The following is an 18662-nucleotide window of genomic DNA, read 5'->3' as shown; positions in this document are numbered from 1 at the left end:
GATTTATATTGTAGAATTTATTTATATTGAAAAAAAATCGATCAATAATTATTGTATAATTTACTTATGATGAAAAAAGTTGACTATATTTTATTAATTTATTTATTTTATTAATGTATTTTTAGTTTTTGTTGAAATATTGATGTAGATTTTGAATAAATTTTATTGTTTTTGATAAAATGTTGATGTTTTTTATGAAAATTAATCTAATTTGTGGGTCAATCAACATAATTAGTTAATCAATCAAACGAACAATGAATTTAAAACTACACTTTTTTCTTTTTGGAGCACTCTTATTGCTTTGTTCCCCGCTTTTTGCGCAAAAGCTTACGGGGACCGTATCCAGTGCCGGTAAAACCATAAGTGCCGGGACTATAAAAGTATTACCGGCAGGTGCAGGCACCACAACCGACATTGATGGTAAGTATACTTTAACCTTAAAAGCCGGCTCATACCAGGTAAGTTTTTCGGCAATAGGCTTTGAAAAGAAAATAGTAACCGTACAGCTTGCCGCGGGTGAAACCAAGACGCTGGATGTGGAGCTGCTTACTTCCTCGGAGGCTTTAAAAGAAGTGGTAGTAGTAGGAAGCCGTGGCGGTGGTCGCACTAAAATGGATTCGCCGGTACCTGTAGATGTGCTCAGGACGAGCCAGATTGGCGAAACTACTGCAAAACCCGATTTGATGAGCCAGCTGAACCAGGCGGTACCTTCATTTAACTATAATAAGCAAAGCGGCGGCGATGGGTCTGATGCTATCGATTTTGCCAGTTTGCGTGGCCTGGGTTTTGACCAAACATTGGTGTTGATCAATGGTAAACGCCGTCACTTGTCGGCATTTGTGAACCAGGTAGGCACCCGTGGCCGCGGCAACAGTGGTACCGACTTAAATGCGATACCTGAAGCAGCTATTGACAGGGTAGAGATCCTGCGTGATGGCGCTTCGGCACAATATGGTTCTGATGCCATCGCGGGGGTTATTAATATCGTTTTGAAAAAAGATGTAAATCGACTGAATATAAATATTGGTGGCAGTGGTTATTATGATCATAAATACAATACACTGAACAATGTTGATCCAACCCAATATTATACAGGCTCCCAAGTTGATGGTAAAACTTTTACATTAGGCATGGATTATGGACTGGCGATTGGAAAAAACGGCGGCTTTATTAATTTTGGCGGCAACTTTATGGACCAGGGTAAAACTTTCAGGGCTGTACCCGAAACCAACTGGGATACAAATCCAAATGCCTTAGGTGTTAATGCCTGGAGAAGAGCATTTGGCGATGGTTCTGTTAAATCCGGTGGTGGAATGTATAATATGGAAATTCCTATTGCAGGTACTCAAACCACTTTTTATTCTTTTGGTGGCTATAACTATAAACATTCAAATGTATATGCCTGGACACGCAGGTGGAGCAGTGGAAGTAATCATATAAAATTCCCTACTGATGAAAATGGTAAGTTAATATTTGTACCGGGCATTATGCGTGTTTTCGACCCTACACCGGGGGCTTTAGATACAGCTAATGTATATTACAATCCACAGGAAGATGTTTATATAAAAGATATGTCGGGCGCATTGGGTTTTAAAGGTACTATGGGCGATGGCTGGGACTGGGATTTGAGCAATAATACAGGATATAATGATTTTCATTATTGGGGTAACCAAACCTTTAATGCGTCGTTGCCTTTACCGCAGCAATATACTAAAAACAGGTTTGACGACGGAGGGTTTAACTTTTTACAAAATACAGCTAACGCCGATGTAACCAAGCATTTTGAACATGTGGCCCAGGGATTAACATTATCTTTCGGCGGCGAATTCAGGTATGAACGTTATAAACTGAATGCCGGAGAACCAGACTCCTATATAAATGGTGGGGCCCTGTTAAACGGTGTTTCAAAGGCTTCCGGATCTCAGGGATATCCTGGCTATCAGCCTACCGACGAGGTTAACGCCCACAGAACTAACGAAGCCGCTTATATAGAAGGTACGTTGGATGTAACCAAAGCATGGCTGGTTGACGGTGCTGCACGGTTTGAACATTATTCGGATTTTGGAGGGGTAAGCACGTTTAAATTGGCATCCCGCTATAAAGTAAGCGACAACTTTAATTTAAGGGGCTCATTTAGTACGGGTTTTAGGGCACCTACATTACAGCAAATGAATTTTAGTAATACCAATACTAATATTATTGCCGGCGAATTGGTTTATGCCAAATTGATTCCAAATTACTCTGAAGCCGCCCGCCAGGTAGGGATCCCAAAACTGAGCCAGGAAACTTCAACCAATACCAGCTTAGGATTTACATGGAAACCAACACATGATTTTAATGTAACTGTTGATGGTTATATTATTAAAATTAAAAACAGGATAGTAATTACCGGTAGTTTTGATACCACGGTAACCGCGATAAAAAATTACCTGATAGCTAATAACGTAACAAGCGCCAACTTTTTTACCAATGCAGTAAATACAACCAATAAAGGGATTGATATAGTATTAGATTATCGCAAGTCATGGGGTAAAAATAAGTTTACAGCCTTATTTGCCGGGAACATACAAGGGCTAACTATTGATAAAGTTAATATTCCGGCCGCGCTGAGCGATACCTATGCACACCAGCAGGCATACTTTAGTACAAGGGAGGCTGCCTTTTTAAAGGCCTCTGCCCCCCGCGAAAAGTTCTCTTTAGGTCTTGAATACGGATATGGCAAATTTGCGGCAGGTAGCCATATTACTTATTACGGCAAACTGACTACACAGGGCTTTGGTTATAGTAGTGTACCAGGCGCAAATCCTGACGGACCGGGCGGCGCTAACATTTCTGCTTCGGGCAACGGTTGGGATCCTTATGTTGATTTGGATAACGGCAAAGGCGTTGTTCCGGAAAACTTTGTTTTCCACGGAAAAGCTACTGCCGATTTATATGTATCTTATAAAATATCCAAACAAATATCATGGACTGTTGGCGTAGATAACATATTTAACGTACATCCGGATTTAGCTGTTACAGAAGGCGCTCATAAGTCATCATGGGGTGATAGTGAATCAGGAGGTCCTTTTGATGCCGTACAAATGGGCTTTAATGGTATGAGGATGTTTACCAAACTGGCATTCCATTTTTAATAAAATCATAACAACAAATATTTATCCCCCGGTTCAATTTGAGCCGGGGGATTTTTTTTGATCTTTGGTGGTTTAATCAAATATTAACTCTTTATTTGGCTAAATTGAATTTTTATGGTAATATTTGCCTATTGTTTGTGTTTGAAGCGGATTCCAAATGAAGGTTTTACAGTTTACCATTCCTGTTGCTCACGATAAAAGTGTAATTGCCGATCAGTTTAGCCTGCCTTATTTTTATCCCTACCTGCACAGGCACAAAGAAACCCAGCTAACATGGATTCAGCAGGGCGAAGGCACACTCATTGCCGGTAATAACATGCATCCTTTTGGGCCCGGCGATGTGTTTTTATTGGGGGCCAACCTGCCGCATTTATTTAAAAGTAACCCGGAGTATTTTGAAAATGAAACTGAAGGCGCTATAAGCGCATTAAGTATTTTTTTTAATCCTGATGGGATACTTGCTGCTCTTTTTGACCTGCCCGAAATGCGTGCTTATAAGCTTTTTCTTAATCAGCACCAGCAGGGTTTTAAAGTGCCCAATGCCGATATTGATAAAATAGTTGATAAGCTTACCGGTTTGAGAGATACCAATGGCGGGGACCAATTGGTGCAATTTATTCAATTAATGAAAGAGTTAAGCGGGATAAGCGAGCAATTGCAACCACTTTCATCCTATGGAAATTTGCCGGGTATTACCGATAGCGAGGGGATACGGATAGGCAATATATACAACTACATTATACAAAATTATACCCAGGCAATTACGCTGGATGATGTGGCAAAAGCAGCCTTTATGACATCCGAATCCTTTTGCCGCTATTTTAAAAAGCATACCGGTAATACTTTTATAACCTTTTTAAACGAGGTGCGCGTTAATGAAGCCTGCAAAATGCTTACAGCTAATAAATCAGATAGTATAGCTTCGGTGGCTTATAAATGCGGGTTTAAAAGCATCACCAATTTTAATCGGGTATTCCGGTCGGTAACAGGTAATTCACCAAGGGAGTATATGGAAAACTATAATGAGAAAATCGGTTAATAGTCCTGGTAATTTTTAAAAGTCTCCCCCTTCAGGGGGAGATTTAGAGGGGGCTTAGTCTCACCAAATACTGCTGATACTCGTCTTCCAGTAAAACTTCCATTTCAAACCCGGCTTCTTTGGCTATAGCAGCCAATGTTTTTTCATCAACATAAAGCCATGGGAACCAGTCGGTTTTTGTCCGGCTATATTGATACTGATAGCTGAGCTCGCCGTAGTATTTACCGGTATCGGGAAGGTTTCCCTCGTACAGGTAAGCAATATCCGACGAATCGAATAATAGCTGCCCACCCTTATTAAGCAGGCTTTTTACATGTACTAAAAATACTTTGAGGTTTGTTAGTGTTCCTGTCAGGCCTATTCCGTTCATCAGTAACAGCAGGGTATCATATTTGCGGTCCTTATATTCAAATATATCAGCAGTGATCACTTTTTTTACGCCACGGGCCTGCATCACAGCGGCAGCAAGGGCCGAGATCTCCAGGGCGGTTACATCAAAGCGGCGTTCCTGCAGCAACAGGGCGTGGCTGCCTGCACCTGCGCCAATGTCAAGTACTTCACCCCGGCACTCATTAAGTGCAAGCCATTCAATATCGGGCATATCGTCCTCATCACGGAAGTAAATTTCTATAGGCATTTCTTCCTTTGGGCCATATTGGTTATTGATCCATAATTTGTGCGATGGATTTTTGTGATAATGATTGTGTATGGCCTGACCTAAAATATCTTTCATGCTGGGGCAAAAGTATGAATTGAACGCTTAATTACCGGCACAATAAATACCTTTGGTTATTATGTTCACAAGTAATACCTTACTGGCCCTTATCATTGTTACAGGCATATCTTACAGTGTTACAGCAAAAAAGCTAACTTTTATTGCCGCGTTAACCGGGGGACTAGTAGCTTATTTTGTTTTTACAGGTGCAGGTTTTACCGGTATAGCCATGATGACCACCTTTTTTATTTTAGGATCGGCGGCTACATCGTGGCAACAAAATAAAAAACAAGCTTTTATTATTGCCGAAGAACGTAAAAGCGGCAGAACAACCGGGCAGGTGCTGGCCAATGCGGGTGTAGCGGGTGTAATTGGATTATTGGTGCTGCTGTATCCTCAGCTCACTCATTTACTGGCGCTGATGATGACTGCCAGCTTTGCCTCGGCAACGGCCGATACGCTGTCATCAGAATTGGGTACGGTTTATGGTAAGCGTTTCTACAATATTATTACCCTGAAGGCTGATGAACGGGGACTGGATGGCGTGATTAGTTTAGAAGGAACATTGATAGGCATAGCAGGAAGTTGTTTGATAGCGGTAATTTACGCCATCGGCTTTGGATGGAGTTTAAACATGATCTGGATTGTTATTGCCGGAACAACAGGAAATTTAAGCGATTCGGTAATGGGGGCATTGCTGGAGCGAAAGCATTATATGAGCAATAATGCAGTTAATTTTTTAAATACTTTGATAGCTGCTTTGGTTATGCTGTTGCTTTACTTATATGGAGTCTATTAATTAAGTAAATTGATTAAATAAGATTGAAAATCAATCTATTAGCTTTAAGCTTTGTGCATTCTACTTTTAGCTTCTACATAATACTGATATTTACCATATGATTTTTATTTTAATCGCCTTTATTGTTTTTGCCCTGGTTGCTTATTTCTTTTTAAAAAGCAATAAGGCAAAAACAGTCTCGCTTAATGCCGGTTACAGATCAATCCTGGAGCAGCACATTCAATTTTATCAACAATTGGATGAAGCTGGCAAACAAATATTTGAACAGAAAATAAATACATTTCTTAACGGAATTACTATTGAAGGTGTAGGTACTATAGTTGATGATACCGATAGGGTGATGATAGCTTCAAGCGCGGTGATCCCCATCTTTGGGTTTAAGGATTGGGAGTACAGGAATTTAACTAACGTAATATTATATCCGGATACCTTTGATAGTGAGTTTCAGTTTGAAGGCGAAAACCGCAGTATACTGGGTATGGTAGGTACAGGATATATGAATGGCCAGATGATTTTGTCGCGGGCTGCTTTAACCAAAGGTTTTTCCAGGTGGGCAGGGAAGGAGAATACAGCCATTCATGAGTTTGTGCACCTGCTGGATAAAAGTGACGGAGCAACCAATGGCGTACCTGAATATCTGCTGGCGCATGAATATGTATTGCCCTGGCTTAAAATGATTCACCAGGAGATTCGTAAAATAGAAGAGGGCGAATCGGATATTAATCCTTACGCCATTACCAACGAAGCGGAGTTTTTTGCCGTAGTAGCCGAATATTTTTTCCAAAAGCCAGATGAATTGAAGCACAGGCATCCCGAACTATATGAAATGCTGAGCACTATATTTAAGCAGGATAGGGCAACAGAATAATTTTTTACAACGAATTAAAGCCCAAATCCAATTGGCCGGCTATTTCTAAGGTATTACCGGCATGGCCAATGTAATAAACGGGCGTTTCCTCATACCTTGATGCAACTACTATTTTGATCCCGTCGGCGCAGCTGGTAAACAGGTCTTCTACCAATTTAGGATCGTTATTGTTTTTAGATAGGTGGGATAACAGCAAATGCGTCATGTGGGCTGGTCGGTGGGTCATGAATAATGCCAGTGCCTGTTTATTGCTCAGGTGGCCTTTACCGCCGCGGATCCGTCTTTTCAGGTGATAAGGGTATCCGCCATGCTCCAACATATCCTCGTCATAATTAGCTTCCAAAAATGCGGCATGGCACTGGCTAAAATAGCGGATCAGCTGATCGCATACAATCCCCAGGTCGGTAAATACACCCACCTTAATATCGCGGCAGCTGATGATAAAACTATGGGGTTCGGTAGCGTCATGTACTTTGGGGAAAGATGTTATTTCCAGTTCACCAATAGTTACCGTTTCAAATTCGCGCAGGTGATGAACCAGTTGCAGGTTTACGCTATTGCCCAAATGGAGTAATGTACCAGGTGTAATATACACCGGCAGGTTAAACTTTTTAGCTAATACCGGTATACCGCGAATATGATCAGAATGTTCATGGGATACAAAAATGGCTTTTACTTTGCTCATGGAAAGGCCAAGCCTGGCCATGCGTTTTTCAGTTTCACGGCATGATATGCCGGCATCAACCAATATAGCCTCCCGCTCGTTCCCTACGTAATAGCAATTGCCATTACTCCCCGAATTTAGTGATGTTATAAATAAAGACATGTTTTTAAGCCAAAGCTGAAGGCCGAAAGCTAAAAGCTACCCTTCAATCCTATTATACAAAGTAACGGATTTGCACTATATTATTAGCTGTTGTATGGCCACACTTTTAAAAATAAGCGACATTTTTTTGCGGTTATAAAAAGCTGCTTATATTTAGCCATGGATTCACCACAAACTTTACCCATACTTGACGCGGCCGAACTGCGTGTGCTTGGCTCACTGATGGAAAAAAGCAAAACCACACCGGATTATTATCCAATGACCCTCAATGGTTTAACTGCTGCCTGTAACCAGAAAACATCACGCAAGCCGGTTGTAAACTATGATGAGAGTACGGTTACGGAGGCGCTGAACACGCTAAAAAGGCGCGGACTGATATCGACCGCAACCGGGGGATCTATCCGTAACATTAAATACAAACACAATTTTGCAATAGTTTTCCCCGTGATACCGGCAGAGGTGGCTTTAATTTGCCTGCTGATATTGCGCGGCCCGCAAACACCGGGTGAATTGAATACCAATTCGGGCAGGTTATATGAGTTTGAATCCATTGAGGAAGTGCAGGAAATGCTGGAGAAACTGGCAGACCCGGCTATGCCCTATATCGTACAACTCCCTAAACGCCCCGGACAAAAAGAGCAGCGCTATGCCCACCTGTTAGCTGGTATCCCCGAAATAAGCGACGATGATGAAATGGAAGAATTAGGCGTCAGATCATCCGGTGGCCTTGAAGCCCGTGTTGCCAAATTAGAGCAAGACCTGGCCGAAATGAAAGAGGCCTTTGATAAACTGATGAAGGAATTGATGGGGTAGAAGTATTGGTAAATTTCAACTGCCGCCAGGTTTTATCATTTAACGCGAGCTTGCAGCATTATACTCGTGAGTTACGGTACACTAACCTGGCGGGAATATTATTTGCTTATACCCACCAATCTCATCATCTTATGCGCGGCTTTCAAAACTGTTATCAAACCTTCTGGTTTCATGGGTTTGGCAATGTAATCGTCCATGCCTTCGCTAATGCACTGGTCGCGGTCATCGGGGCCCGCGTTTGCGGTCATGGCTATAATGAATGGCTGTAGTTTACGGTTGCTCTCGCGGATAGAGCGGGTTGCTTCAAAGCCATCCATTTCGGGCATCTGGATGTCCATTAATATTACGTTAAAATCCTGTTCATCTAATTTTTGCAATACTTCAAGCCCGGTCTCGGCCAGTGCAAATTCGTACCCCAGCTTGTTTAGCATGCGGCTGATGAGTTTTTGATTCACCAGGTTATCTTCGGCAACCAGAATATTGAGCGGGAACTCACTAGCAAATTTTTCATCAAGCAGTTTTACAGCTTTAGTTTCTGTTTCGGGTGGATTTCTATCACCTTTCAACTCGGCCTGGATGCTTTTACCGAGTTGATTTTGTTTAACCGGCTTGGTTAATATTGCCGAGAACAGCCCCGGATATTTTGTTTTTGAACCATCGCCAACAGAGCTTAGCATAATAATGGGCAGTTGCGCATATTGGGCTTTAACAGCAGTTGCAAAAACAACACCATCCATCCCGGGCATTTCCATATCGGTAATGATAAGATTGTAATCTTTATCATTAGCCAGTAATACAAGGCCATCGGCTGCCGACGAGGCGGTTATAGTAATCAGCCCCCATTGCTCTAACTGGGTTTTAAGGATAAAAAGGTTGGTTTTGTTATCATCAACAATCAATACCTTTTTGCCTTCCAATATGGCAGTATCAAATACCAGCGGTACATATTTAGATTGCTTTTGGCTTACCGCCACGTTAATAGTAAACGCAAATACCGATCCTTCACCGTAAACACTTTCTACCCAAATATCACCCCCCATTAGTTTTACCAAACGCTGGCAGATAACCAAACCCAAGCCAGTACCGCCATATTTACGCGTAGTAGATGAATCGGCCTGCCAAAATGCATTGAACAAGCTCGATATCTTTTTTTCATGGATGCCTATTCCGGTATCCATCACACTAAAACCTATCTCGATATCACTGTTACTATGGGTTTTTGAAAGGAAAACCTTTATAAATACTTCACCCTGTTGCGTAAACTTCAGGGCATTGCTGATTAAATTGCTAATCACCTGTTTAAGGCGAAGGCTGTCACCAATAACCTGGTTGGGCAGGGCAGGATCTATTTGGTAAACCAGCTCAAGGCCTTGTTGCGATGCTTTAGGCGAAAACAAGTCGAGCACATCTTCAATACAATGGCGCAGGTCGAAATCCTCTTTCTCCATATCCATTTTGCCCGATTCTATCTTCGAAAAATCAAGAATATCATTGATAACGTTAACCAAACTGTCACCGCATGATATAATCGTATCTGTGTATTCGCGTTGTTCGTGGTTAAGCCCCGTTTCACTTAAAAGTGAAGCCATGCCAATTACGCCATTCATAGGCGTACGTATCTCATGACTCATGGTGGCCAGGAATACGCTTTTGGCCTGGTTAGCTTTGTCGGCCTCTTCGCGGGCTTCTTTTTCCTGGGTCATGTGAAGTTCAAGCTCTTCTGATTGTGATAGCAGCTCTTCGTTCAGGGCCTGTAACTCCTCAGATTGTGCCTGCAGTTCGGAATTTAGAACCTGAAGATCACCCGACTGTTTTTTTAATGCTTCCGACTGGTATAAAACCTCGGCAGTACGTTCAGAAACCTGTTTTTCTAATAGACGCTTTTGTTTTTCTATGCTGTTTACTTTCCACCGGTAAAGGCTATAAATTAAAGTAAGGACAAGCAATACTGTAGCCGAAATAAACCACCAGGTAAGCCAGAAAGGAGGTAAAACGGTGAGATTTAAACTAAGTTGGTGCTTTGACCATTTACCATCGCTATTGCGACTTTTTACCTTGAAGGTGTAGTCGCCTGCCGGTAAATTGGTATACGTGGCAGTATTTTTTGTGCCCACATAGTTCCAGTTGTTATCGAAGTTTTCTAACTGGTATGCATATTCTTTTTTATTAACCTGGGCAAAATCCAGTGATACAAACTCAAAAGAAATAACCGATTGCTCATGGGTTAAAGTAATAGATTTTGTTTCAGTAATATCCCTTTTTAACGGTGAGGGATCATCATCGGTTTGGGCTACAGGAACAGTTTTATTAAATATCTGGAAATCGGTTAACCGCAGCGGAGGATCATAAACGGTTTGGGTTATCCTATCAGGATCAAACATGTTGAATCCATTAACTCCGCCGAAATATAAAGTGCCATCATGACTTTTTACAGCGGAGTGGGGTTTAAACTCATCGGCCTGCAAACCATCATCAGTAGAAAAATTCCTGAACCTTCTTGTCCGCGGGTTGAATCTTGACAGGCCATTGTTGCCGCTTATCCAAAGGTTGTTGTTATTATCTTCCCTTATGGCATAAGCGTAATCATTAGGCAAGCCATCCCTGGCTTTATAAACTGTAAATTTGTTTGTTTTAGGATCAAAACGGTTTAAACCATTATAAGTGCATATCCATATGTTCCCCGAATGATCCTCGAACAGATCAAGAGCAGAATTGTTGCTCAAGCTGTTTTTTGATGCATCATATTTAAAAGTTTTAAATGTATTGCTTGTTGCGTTAAAAAGGTTTAAGCCGCCATCATTGGTGCCAACCCAAAGATTACCTCTCGAATCGCCTAAAAGCGAATTAATATTATCGCTGCTGAGGCTGTGAGGATCGCTTGCATTATGCCTGTAATGAATAAAACTATTTGTTTTAGGATCAAATAAATCAAGCCCTTGTCCAAGCGTGCCAATCCATATTTTATGATCAAGGGTGGTTGTTATAGCATATACGTTGTCGCCGCCTAAGCTGGTAGAGTCGTTTTCATTGTGTTTGTATGTTTTGAATTTACGGGTTTGCAGATTCATTACGCTTACACCATCGCCCCAGGTACCTATCCATAAATTATTTTTGTCATCTTCTTTTAAGGCCAGGTTATTATTGCCCCCTATACTCGTTTTATCCCGGGCATCAAAACGATAAACTTTAAATGTTCCTGTTTTTATATCAAACAGATTTAGTCCGCCGCCATCAGTGCCAACCCAAATATTATGATTTTTATCTTCGGTAATACTTAGTACAAAATTATTGGATAAGCTGTTGGGCCGTGAGCTGTGTTTAAATTGGGTAAAATTTTCATTTGTCTTTTTATAAAAGCTGATACCTGATGCAAAGGTACTTAGCCACATATTGCCAAACTTATCTTTCAATATCACATCAACAGAGTTGCTGGGGATACTGCTATTATCTATATCGTCCTGGGTGTGGTTACTGAATTTGCTTTCGGTAAAATTAAAAATGCTAAGTCCGCCGTTTTCAGTACCTATCCATAAATTATGGTTACTGTCTTCGCTGATGCATTGTACCCCGTTATAGGGTAACGAATTGGTGTTATTGGCAATGTTTTTAAAATGTTTAAAAGTTAGCGTATTGGCATCATATAAGTTTAACCCGTTCCCGGTGCCAACCCATAGCCGATGGCTGCTATCCTCAAAAATGCTGGTTATTCTGTCGGAAGATATGGTACCGTCGTCGTTTTCATCATGTTTAAAACTGGTAAAACTTTTGGTTTTAGGATTAAAAAGATTTAGGCCGGATGCGGTACCTATCCATATATTTTTTTTACCATCTACATAAATAACCCTGGCGTGATCGTCGCTCAGGCTGTGTGGATCATCCTTGTTGTACTTGTAGTGAACAAATTTGTTTTGGCTGATGATATATTCATCAACACCATCTTTTAAAGTAGCTATCCATAAATTGCCATCCTTATCCAGGGCAACATTTACAGTGAAATTGTTTGTAAGGCTGTTTAGTAGTTTGTCGTTGTGCAGATAACGGTAAAAGCGGTTCTTTTGGCGATCGTATTTATTAATGCCGCCGCTGGTGGCTATCCAGATATCGCCATTTTTATCCTCAACAATGTGGTTTACAGAATTGTTGCTGATGCTGGTATTATCATTGATATTGTTTCTGAAAATCTTAAACTTAGTACCATCGTAGCGGTTTAAGCCGTCGCGCGTGCCTACCCATATAAAGCCGCGGCTACCCTGGATCATGGAATTGACATTAAGTTCTGAAAGGTTCTCCTTACTGCCAATGTGCTGAAAATGAATAGGCTGATCCTGGGCAATTGCTGATAATGATATAGCTTGAAAAAATAAAACCAGGTAAAACTTATAGCCACTCATTGATATCAGGATGTTATTAAATGGGGTATATTGTGCATACAACTTTGACGTTAGAAATTAAGTAATTATTTGGTATTGCCGGTCAAATATATTTAAACGGGGATAGATAAATTTAGTTATGCTTTAGCGCAGGTTAAATTAATAAAATACCTTGTAATTTACACTATGTTTCCGGGAAAACGAACTCAAAAGCCCCGTGCTCTTTTAACACTTTGGCTACTTAAGGTGAAAAGATGTAAAACATATTTATTTACCTTTGCATATGCCGCAACAAGTAAATAATCCGCTTCATGGAAAAACTTTAGAAACGATACTGAACGACCTGGTGGCCCGTTTTGGTTGGGCCGAACTTGGTTACCAGATAAGGATCAATTGCTTCCTGGATGATCCCAGCATATCATCAAGCCTTAAATTTTTGCGCAAAACACCCTGGGCCCGCAAAAAGGTTGAAGACATGTATATACACTACTTTACCAAAAAAAATTAGTGCTTGCGCTTGTTGTTCATTTTAGCCTTTTGGCCCGAACTAAAGTTGTAAGTTTTTGAGTTAGCCGCTTTTTTCTCGTGAAAGGCCGCGCCCGCTATAGGAGTATCGGGGTTCGACTTAGGCGCTTTCTCTTCCTTTTTAACTTTTATATCTTTTTCAATTATTAATTCTTCGGGCAGCTCTGCCATGGATATTTTTTTACCAATGGCCTGTTCAATCTTTTTAACCTGGCTAAGTTCAAGATCGGTAGCGAAGGTTAGTGCCATGGTTTCGTTTTCACTATCCGGTAAATGGTTAGTGATGCGCTCAATGAAGATCTCTTTTTCTGCCGGCAGGTCAAAATGGATCAGGAAGGGGATATCTGTAAGGTTAATGGTTTCTTCATTTTCATTAGCTACCAACAATACCCTTGAACCTTCGTCGGCCTTAAAGTCTTCAATGCTTTTAAAACCGGGGCTATCAAAAAATTGTGGGTTTAAATAGGCAACGGCACTACGCAGGCGGGTTTGGAGGCTTTTATAAACTTTATCTGCTGTGGCACGGGTATTTACAAACACAACGGTTTTGGTAAATAGCTCCTCATCGTACATAAACAAATTAAGCAGGTTTAGTTTGGTGCCAAAGTTTGGTACGTTATATAATAACTGCGGGTGTGTTTCTAACGGTTTTTCTGCCAATGCTTCAACTTCGATGATGGCAGGCTCATGCATAAAAGGCGCCAACATTTTTTCCAGTTTGCTGTGCATTACCTCGGTAAATACCAGTTTCTGGCTTTTGCCAATGCTGTTAGCCAGTTCAATTACAGGTAATTGCATGCCTTTTTTAATCATCTCGTCGGCATCATCAACTACAAAAAGAACAACCTTATTAAGGTTAAGGGCAAGTTTGAGGTAAATGGCTCTTGCCCTGTCGGGAGTGGCAACAACAATATCGGCGCCATCGGCCAACGCATCCATTTGTGCTTCTATGCCCGGCGCTACATACAGTCCAACAATTTTAATAGATTTATTTTTATTAAGCAGGTCAAATTGTTCAATTACGCTTAATACATCTTCTTTTTCGGGTACCAGGATCAATACATGCGGAACGCCCTCGGGTGCATAATTAAAGCGGTTTAACACACCTAAAACATAGGTTGTAGTTTTACCGCTGCCTTCATAACCTATGGCGATAATGTCCTGGCCACCAACTATTCTCGACAAGGTTTTTAGTTGCAGTTCTTTCGGGTTTGTGAAACCAGCTTCATTTACCGACTTAACCAGTTGCTTTTTCAGCTTCAATTTTTCAAACCACACCATCTGAGAACCTTATTAAATAATATTTGAGAGTGCGAAATTACCTAAAATACCGCTTATATCCATACCGGGAGTCAAGATATTAAAATCAGGAGGCAAGAGGGGAGTGTTTCTTCAATATTATATGGAGTGCCAAACCGCATCATCATCCTTTTGCAGCAGGCCCGAAAAGGTAGGTCGGGCCGGAATATCAAGGTAAGGATAAGTCACTTTTGACAGGTATAAACCCTGCGGATAGGCAGGAATAATGATCTTTGGCGTTTGCCTGCTGATAAGGTAACCCTCAAATTCGTCAACGCTCATCTCCCCGCGGCCAATTTCCAGCAGGCGGCCAATGATGATCCTGATCATCCTGCTTAAAAAACGGTTTGCGGATATGTTAAAACGCAGCCTGTCGCCAGTTTTATCTACGTACAACCCGGCCGAACTCACATTGCAGATAGTATGTTCAATCCTATCGGGCATTTTGCAGAAGCCGCGGTAATCGCTATAAAGCGGCAACAGGGCCGCCGCCTTTTTCATTTCATCAATGTTAAAATTTGTTTCGGGGTATAACGCGCTAAAGCCACTTAAAAACGGGTCCTTATAGGTATGAATGAAGTAATCGTAAGAGCGTTGCACAGCATCAAACCGGGCGTGGGGCAGGCCCTGCATCGGGATAATGTCAAATACCGCGATATCATCAGGCAAAATTTTATTCAGCCTGAAAAACAGGTCAAAATCCCATTCCTGCTCTACGTCAATATGAAAAAAAAACTGGCTGGCATGCACATGAGCATCAGTACGGCCACAGCCGTTAATGGCTATTTGGGTTTTTAAAAGCCTGCTTAGTGCGGCTTCAAAGATTGCCTGCACACTTACAACGCCGGCATGTTTTTGCCAGCCGCTATACTTTGTGCCATGATAACCTATATGAAAAAAATACCGCATGATCCTTTGCCCAAAAATCCACAAAAAATGTGGTAAAATGACTGTAAAAGTAAGGGCCTGCGGTATTTAACAGCAGGCCCTTTATAATATGGTGATTAACCGTTATTAAACTTTTTTAGGAGGCAGATCAAATGCAATTGCATTATGCTCAAAATGACCTTTGTGCGAGCCATCACAAAACGGTTTATTTGCCGACAGGCCACAACGGCAAACAGAAACCACAGTTCTGCCTTGTAAACCGTAGTTTTCGCCCTGCATATCTACAATTTCAAAATCGCCTTCAATTTTTACAGATCCGTTGTTATTAATAGTAAGTTTAGTTGTTGCCATACGTTAAAATTTTGGCGCAAAGTTAACTAATGGGAGAGCCTTTATATAGCCTATTTGCTATTTAGAAGTGTTCCTGATTGGATTGGGATAGAATCAGGAGTCAAGAATCAAGAGTTAAGACGGCTGGCGTTTTTCCTTGTTGCGGCTACCTGACTAAATTACAAATGACAAAATGATGATGCATAAAACCCGCTCTTCGCAAACATAAATTTTAGCTTTGTATACATAGCAAAAGCTTTAAGCCTTTCGCTTTAAGCCTTCTGCTTAAATAAACTACACTATGGAATACAGACAATTAGGAGCATCGGGTTTAAGAGTGCCCGTTTTAAGTTTCGGCACTGCCACTTTTGGCGGTGGCAACGAATTTTTCAAAGCCTGGGGCAATACGCAGGTTGATGAGGCCAAAAAACTGATTAGTATATGCCTTGATGCAGGTGTGAATTTTTTTGATACCGCGAATATATACTCAAGGGGAATAGCTGAAGAAATATTGGGCAAGGCATTGGAAGGTCTGCGTAACGAGGTGCTCATCAGCACAAAGGCTACGCTTTCTATGGGTGATGGTGCTAACGATTATGGTTCATCGCGCCTGCATTTGGTAAAACAGGCAGAAGATAGCCTGAAACGTTTACAAACCGACCATATAGATATTTACCACATGCATAGCTTTGACGCCACAACCCCGGTTGAAGAAACCCTGCGCGCGCTTGACGACCTGGTAACAAGCGGTAAGGTGCGTTATATAGCCTGTTCAAATTTTTCGGGCTGGCACCTTATGAAATCGTTATCGGTATCTGAGCGTTATGGCTGGAGCAGGTATGTGGCCAACCAGGCTTATTATTCGTTATTAGACCGCGAGTTTGAGTGGGAACTGATGCCTTTAGCCATCGATCAAAATGTGAGTACCATAGTTTGGAGCCCATTGGCATCCGGCAAAGTGAGTGGTAAATTCAGGAGAGGGCAGCCAATCCCTGCAGATTCAAGAACAGTACAAGGCGGCGCTCATGGCCCCGCAACCAACTTCGATCGCCTATACAACATTGTTGATGCTTTGGATGAAGTTGCCGAAGAAACAGGTAAATCTGTAGCCCAAATTTCAATTAACTGGCTATTGCAAAGGCCAACCGTAGCCAACATCATTATAGGCGCACGTAACGAGGAGCAGCTAAAACAAAACCTTGACGCCATTGGCTGGAACTTAACTACCGATCAGGTTAAAAAGCTCGATGCCGCCAGCGATTTGCCGCCAATATATCCATACTGGCACCAACGCCAAAATCCTAAACTCATACCTCCGCCGATACAATACTAATAACAGTATAAATTTAAACACCATAACCATGGGTTTCATACCCATGGGTTATGGTGTTTGGAATAACCACTCTTTAATTACGTAAAAACACGTATAAAAACGCATCAAATCCCGTATAAATACTAATCCCAAAACAAACCCTGTTGCCTACTTTTACATGGCAAACGGTTAATGTTAATGTTTGCTGCAAAACCTAAACCTTATCTTTTTTCAAAACAACCTCTGGCTATTTACAGGCTTGTGAAATTAAAGTAACAGTTAAATTACAATTGCTTTTAAAAAAAAGCGACTGTTTTTTTCGAGCCTTTACAAAACTTAGCTAATTTGCCAACGCTGCCCGCCGGGCAATGTGTTATAAACCAATTAGCCATTTTATCCATGCTCAACCGCAGGCAGTTCATTCAAACTACGTCACTTGCCGGAACCAGTTTCCTGCTTGCATCCCAGGTATCAAAAGCAGCGTCATTTTTTAAAGGGTCACCTAATGAAAAAGTTGTTTTAGGCATGATGGGCACCAATAGCCGTGGCCTTTACCTGGCCCAAAGCTATGCTAAGATACCCAATGTAGAGGTAGGGTACATTTGCGATGTAGATTCAAATGTGGTTGATAAAACCATCAACGAGATTTATAAAATAACAGGTAAAAAACCTAAAGGTATTACCGATATCCGAAAAATGCTGGAGATAAAAGATATCGATGCGGTTGTTATAGCCCCACCCGATCATTGGCACGCCCCGGCAACCATCATGGCTTGCCAGGCGGGTAAACATGTATATGTAGAGAAGCCCTGTAGCCATAACCCTCATGAAGGCGAAATGGCTGTTGAAGCAGCAAAAAAGTACAATCGTTTGGTGCAGATGGGGAGTCAGCGACGCTCATTTTCAAATGTGCAGGCCATGGTTAAAGAACTGCATGATGGCGTTATCGGTCGTGCTTATTATGCAAAAGGATGGTACACTAATCACAGGCTAAGCATTGGCCATGGCAAACAGGTGCCTGTGCCAGCTAATTTAAATTATGATTTGTGGCAGGGCCCGGCACCACGGAAGCCATACCAGGATAACCTGATTCACTATAACTGGCACTGGTTTTGGAACTGGGGAACCGGCGAGGCGCTAAACAATGGCACCCATGAGCTTGACGTGATCCGTTGGGGTTTGGGTGTTGATTATCCCAATAAAGTAGTTTCAACAGGCGGTCGGTTTCATTTTAACGACGACTGGCAAACACCCGATACGCAAAATATCCTGTATAATTTCCCTAACAATACCGCTGCCGAATGGGAAAGCCGCAGCAGCAACGGCTTTAATATGGAGCAGTTGAGCCGTGGGGTAGTATTTTACGGCGATAAAGGAACACTATTTTATGGCAGCGGCAACGGTTACCAGGTTTATGATGGTGATAACAAGCTTATAAAAGACATTAAAGACGATACCAAAGTTGATGGAACCAATAAAGTAAGCCCCACCGAAGCGCTGGATGGTTTCCATTTTAAAAACTTTATTGATGGGGTTAGAGGAGTAGCCCCGCTGAATTGCCCTATCGAGATCGGTTTTAAATCAACCCTGCTGCCGCAGTTAGGAAATATATCCTACCGGGTAGACCGGGTGCTGCACATCAACCCCGGGAATGGCCATATCCTTAATGATCCGGAGGCCGAAAAGCTTTGGAGCAGGGAGTACGAAAAGGGTTGGGAAGTGAAGGTGTAAGCCTTAAAAACTT

14 protein-coding genes are annotated in these 18662 nt (G+C 41.7%); 8 read left to right on the top strand and 6 right to left on the bottom strand.

Annotation, left to right across the window (positions count from 1 at the left end; genetic code table 11):
• Nucleotides 1–254 precede the first annotated feature (254 nt).
• Together AC1DQW_RS15635 and AC1DQW_RS15630 are read left to right on the top strand one after the other, a co-directional pair.
• Nucleotides 255–3134: a TonB-dependent receptor gene (locus AC1DQW_RS15635; protein ID WP_477454944.1), complete on the top strand. Its 2880-nt coding sequence runs from the start codon at nucleotides 255–257 to the stop codon at nucleotides 3132–3134.
• Between the two features lie 157 nt (nucleotides 3135–3291).
• Nucleotides 3292–4173, top strand: coding sequence for an AraC family transcriptional regulator (locus AC1DQW_RS15630; RefSeq protein WP_477454943.1), 882 nt, complete (start codon nucleotides 3292–3294; stop codon nucleotides 4171–4173).
• 43 nt (nucleotides 4174–4216) lie between these two features.
• Here AC1DQW_RS15630 and AC1DQW_RS15625 read toward each other — a convergent pair whose 3' ends face one another.
• Complete coding sequence (locus AC1DQW_RS15625) at nucleotides 4217–4906, bottom strand: class I SAM-dependent methyltransferase (protein ID WP_477454942.1); 690 nt, start codon at nucleotides 4904–4906, stop codon at nucleotides 4217–4219.
• Nucleotides 4907–4967: 61 nt separating this feature from the next.
• Between AC1DQW_RS15625 and AC1DQW_RS15620 the strand changes: the two genes are divergently transcribed.
• Nucleotides 4968–5687: a DUF92 domain-containing protein gene (locus AC1DQW_RS15620; RefSeq protein WP_477454941.1), complete on the top strand. Its 720-nt coding sequence runs from the start codon at nucleotides 4968–4970 to the stop codon at nucleotides 5685–5687.
• Between the two features lie 97 nt (nucleotides 5688–5784).
• Nucleotides 5785–6555 carry a M90 family metallopeptidase gene (locus AC1DQW_RS15615; protein WP_477454940.1) on the top strand — a complete coding sequence of 257 codons (771 nt, stop codon included), beginning with the start codon at nucleotides 5785–5787 and terminating at the stop codon, nucleotides 6553–6555.
• 4 nt (nucleotides 6556–6559) lie between these two features.
• Here AC1DQW_RS15615 and AC1DQW_RS15610 read toward each other — a convergent pair whose 3' ends face one another.
• Nucleotides 6560–7381, bottom strand: coding sequence for an MBL fold metallo-hydrolase (locus tag AC1DQW_RS15610; RefSeq protein ID WP_477454939.1), 822 nt, complete (start codon nucleotides 7379–7381; stop codon nucleotides 6560–6562).
• A 159-nt stretch (nucleotides 7382–7540) separates the two neighbouring features.
• On the opposite strand from AC1DQW_RS15610, the gene AC1DQW_RS15605 reads away from it, so the two are divergent.
• Complete coding sequence (locus tag AC1DQW_RS15605; RefSeq protein WP_477454938.1) at nucleotides 7541–8194, top strand: YceH family protein; 654 nt, start codon at nucleotides 7541–7543, stop codon at nucleotides 8192–8194.
• Nucleotides 8195–8292: 98 nt separating this feature from the next.
• On the opposite strand, the gene AC1DQW_RS15600 is transcribed toward AC1DQW_RS15605, so the two are convergent.
• Nucleotides 8293–12585: a hybrid sensor histidine kinase/response regulator gene (locus AC1DQW_RS15600; RefSeq protein WP_477454937.1), complete on the bottom strand. Its 4293-nt coding sequence runs from the start codon at nucleotides 12583–12585 to the stop codon at nucleotides 8293–8295.
• A 262-nt stretch (nucleotides 12586–12847) separates the two neighbouring features.
• On the opposite strand from AC1DQW_RS15600, the gene AC1DQW_RS15595 reads away from it, so the two are divergent.
• Complete coding sequence (locus AC1DQW_RS15595; protein WP_477454936.1) at nucleotides 12848–13072, top strand: VF530 family protein; 225 nt, start codon at nucleotides 12848–12850, stop codon at nucleotides 13070–13072.
• On the opposite strand, the gene AC1DQW_RS15590 is transcribed toward AC1DQW_RS15595, so the two are convergent.
• From AC1DQW_RS15590 to AC1DQW_RS15580, 3 genes are all read right to left on the bottom strand, one after another.
• Nucleotides 13069–14370: a DEAD/DEAH box helicase gene (locus AC1DQW_RS15590; RefSeq protein ID WP_477454935.1), complete on the bottom strand. Its 1302-nt coding sequence runs from the start codon at nucleotides 14368–14370 to the stop codon at nucleotides 13069–13071. The two genes, AC1DQW_RS15595 and AC1DQW_RS15590, sit on opposite strands and share 4 nt — an antisense overlap.
• 117 nt (nucleotides 14371–14487) lie before the next feature.
• Nucleotides 14488–15297 (bottom strand): tRNA pseudouridine synthase A, encoded by an 810-nt coding sequence (locus tag AC1DQW_RS15585; RefSeq protein ID WP_477454934.1) that lies wholly within the window; start codon nucleotides 15295–15297, stop codon nucleotides 14488–14490.
• 105 nt (nucleotides 15298–15402) lie between these two features.
• On the bottom strand, nucleotides 15403–15627 hold the full coding sequence (locus tag AC1DQW_RS15580; protein ID WP_477405487.1) for a CDGSH iron-sulfur domain-containing protein: 225 nt from the start codon (nucleotides 15625–15627) through the stop codon (nucleotides 15403–15405).
• Nucleotides 15628–15907: 280 nt separating this feature from the next.
• Here AC1DQW_RS15580 and AC1DQW_RS15575 point away from each other — a divergent pair, with 280 nt between their 5' ends.
• Together AC1DQW_RS15575 and AC1DQW_RS15570 are read left to right on the top strand one after the other, a co-directional pair.
• Nucleotides 15908–16939: an aldo/keto reductase gene (locus AC1DQW_RS15575; RefSeq protein WP_477454933.1), complete on the top strand. Its 1032-nt coding sequence runs from the start codon at nucleotides 15908–15910 to the stop codon at nucleotides 16937–16939.
• 324 nt (nucleotides 16940–17263) lie between these two features.
• Nucleotides 17264–18649 (top strand): Gfo/Idh/MocA family protein, encoded by a 1386-nt coding sequence (locus tag AC1DQW_RS15570; protein WP_477454932.1) that lies wholly within the window; start codon nucleotides 17264–17266, stop codon nucleotides 18647–18649.
• The last annotated feature ends 13 nt before the right edge of the window (nucleotides 18650–18662 follow it).

Source organism: Mucilaginibacter sp. P5_A4 (assembly GCF_056400605.1).
This window is presented reverse-complemented; position numbering and strand designations above follow the sequence as displayed.

Coding starts and splice junctions, on each gene's coding strand:
- AC1DQW_RS15635 (WP_477454944.1), top strand. CDS start 255: ATGAATTTAAAACTACACTTTTTTCTTTTTGGAGCACTCTTATTGCTT.
- AC1DQW_RS15630 (WP_477454943.1), top strand. CDS start 3,292: ATGAAGGTTTTACAGTTTACCATTCCTGTTGCTCACGATAAAAGTGTA.
- AC1DQW_RS15625 (WP_477454942.1), bottom strand. CDS start 4,906: ATGAAAGATATTTTAGGTCAGGCCATACACAATCATTATCACAAAAAT.
- AC1DQW_RS15620 (WP_477454941.1), top strand. CDS start 4,968: ATGTTCACAAGTAATACCTTACTGGCCCTTATCATTGTTACAGGCATA.
- AC1DQW_RS15615 (WP_477454940.1), top strand. CDS start 5,785: ATGATTTTTATTTTAATCGCCTTTATTGTTTTTGCCCTGGTTGCTTAT.
- AC1DQW_RS15610 (WP_477454939.1), bottom strand. CDS start 7,381: ATGTCTTTATTTATAACATCACTAAATTCGGGGAGTAATGGCAATTGC.
- AC1DQW_RS15605 (WP_477454938.1), top strand. CDS start 7,541: ATGGATTCACCACAAACTTTACCCATACTTGACGCGGCCGAACTGCGT.
- AC1DQW_RS15600 (WP_477454937.1), bottom strand. CDS start 12,585: ATGAGTGGCTATAAGTTTTACCTGGTTTTATTTTTTCAAGCTATATCA.
- AC1DQW_RS15595 (WP_477454936.1), top strand. CDS start 12,848: ATGCCGCAACAAGTAAATAATCCGCTTCATGGAAAAACTTTAGAAACG.
- AC1DQW_RS15590 (WP_477454935.1), bottom strand. CDS start 14,370: ATGGTGTGGTTTGAAAAATTGAAGCTGAAAAAGCAACTGGTTAAGTCG.
- AC1DQW_RS15585 (WP_477454934.1), bottom strand. CDS start 15,297: ATGCGGTATTTTTTTCATATAGGTTATCATGGCACAAAGTATAGCGGC.
- AC1DQW_RS15580 (WP_477405487.1), bottom strand. CDS start 15,627: ATGGCAACAACTAAACTTACTATTAATAACAACGGATCTGTAAAAATT.
- AC1DQW_RS15575 (WP_477454933.1), top strand. CDS start 15,908: ATGGAATACAGACAATTAGGAGCATCGGGTTTAAGAGTGCCCGTTTTA.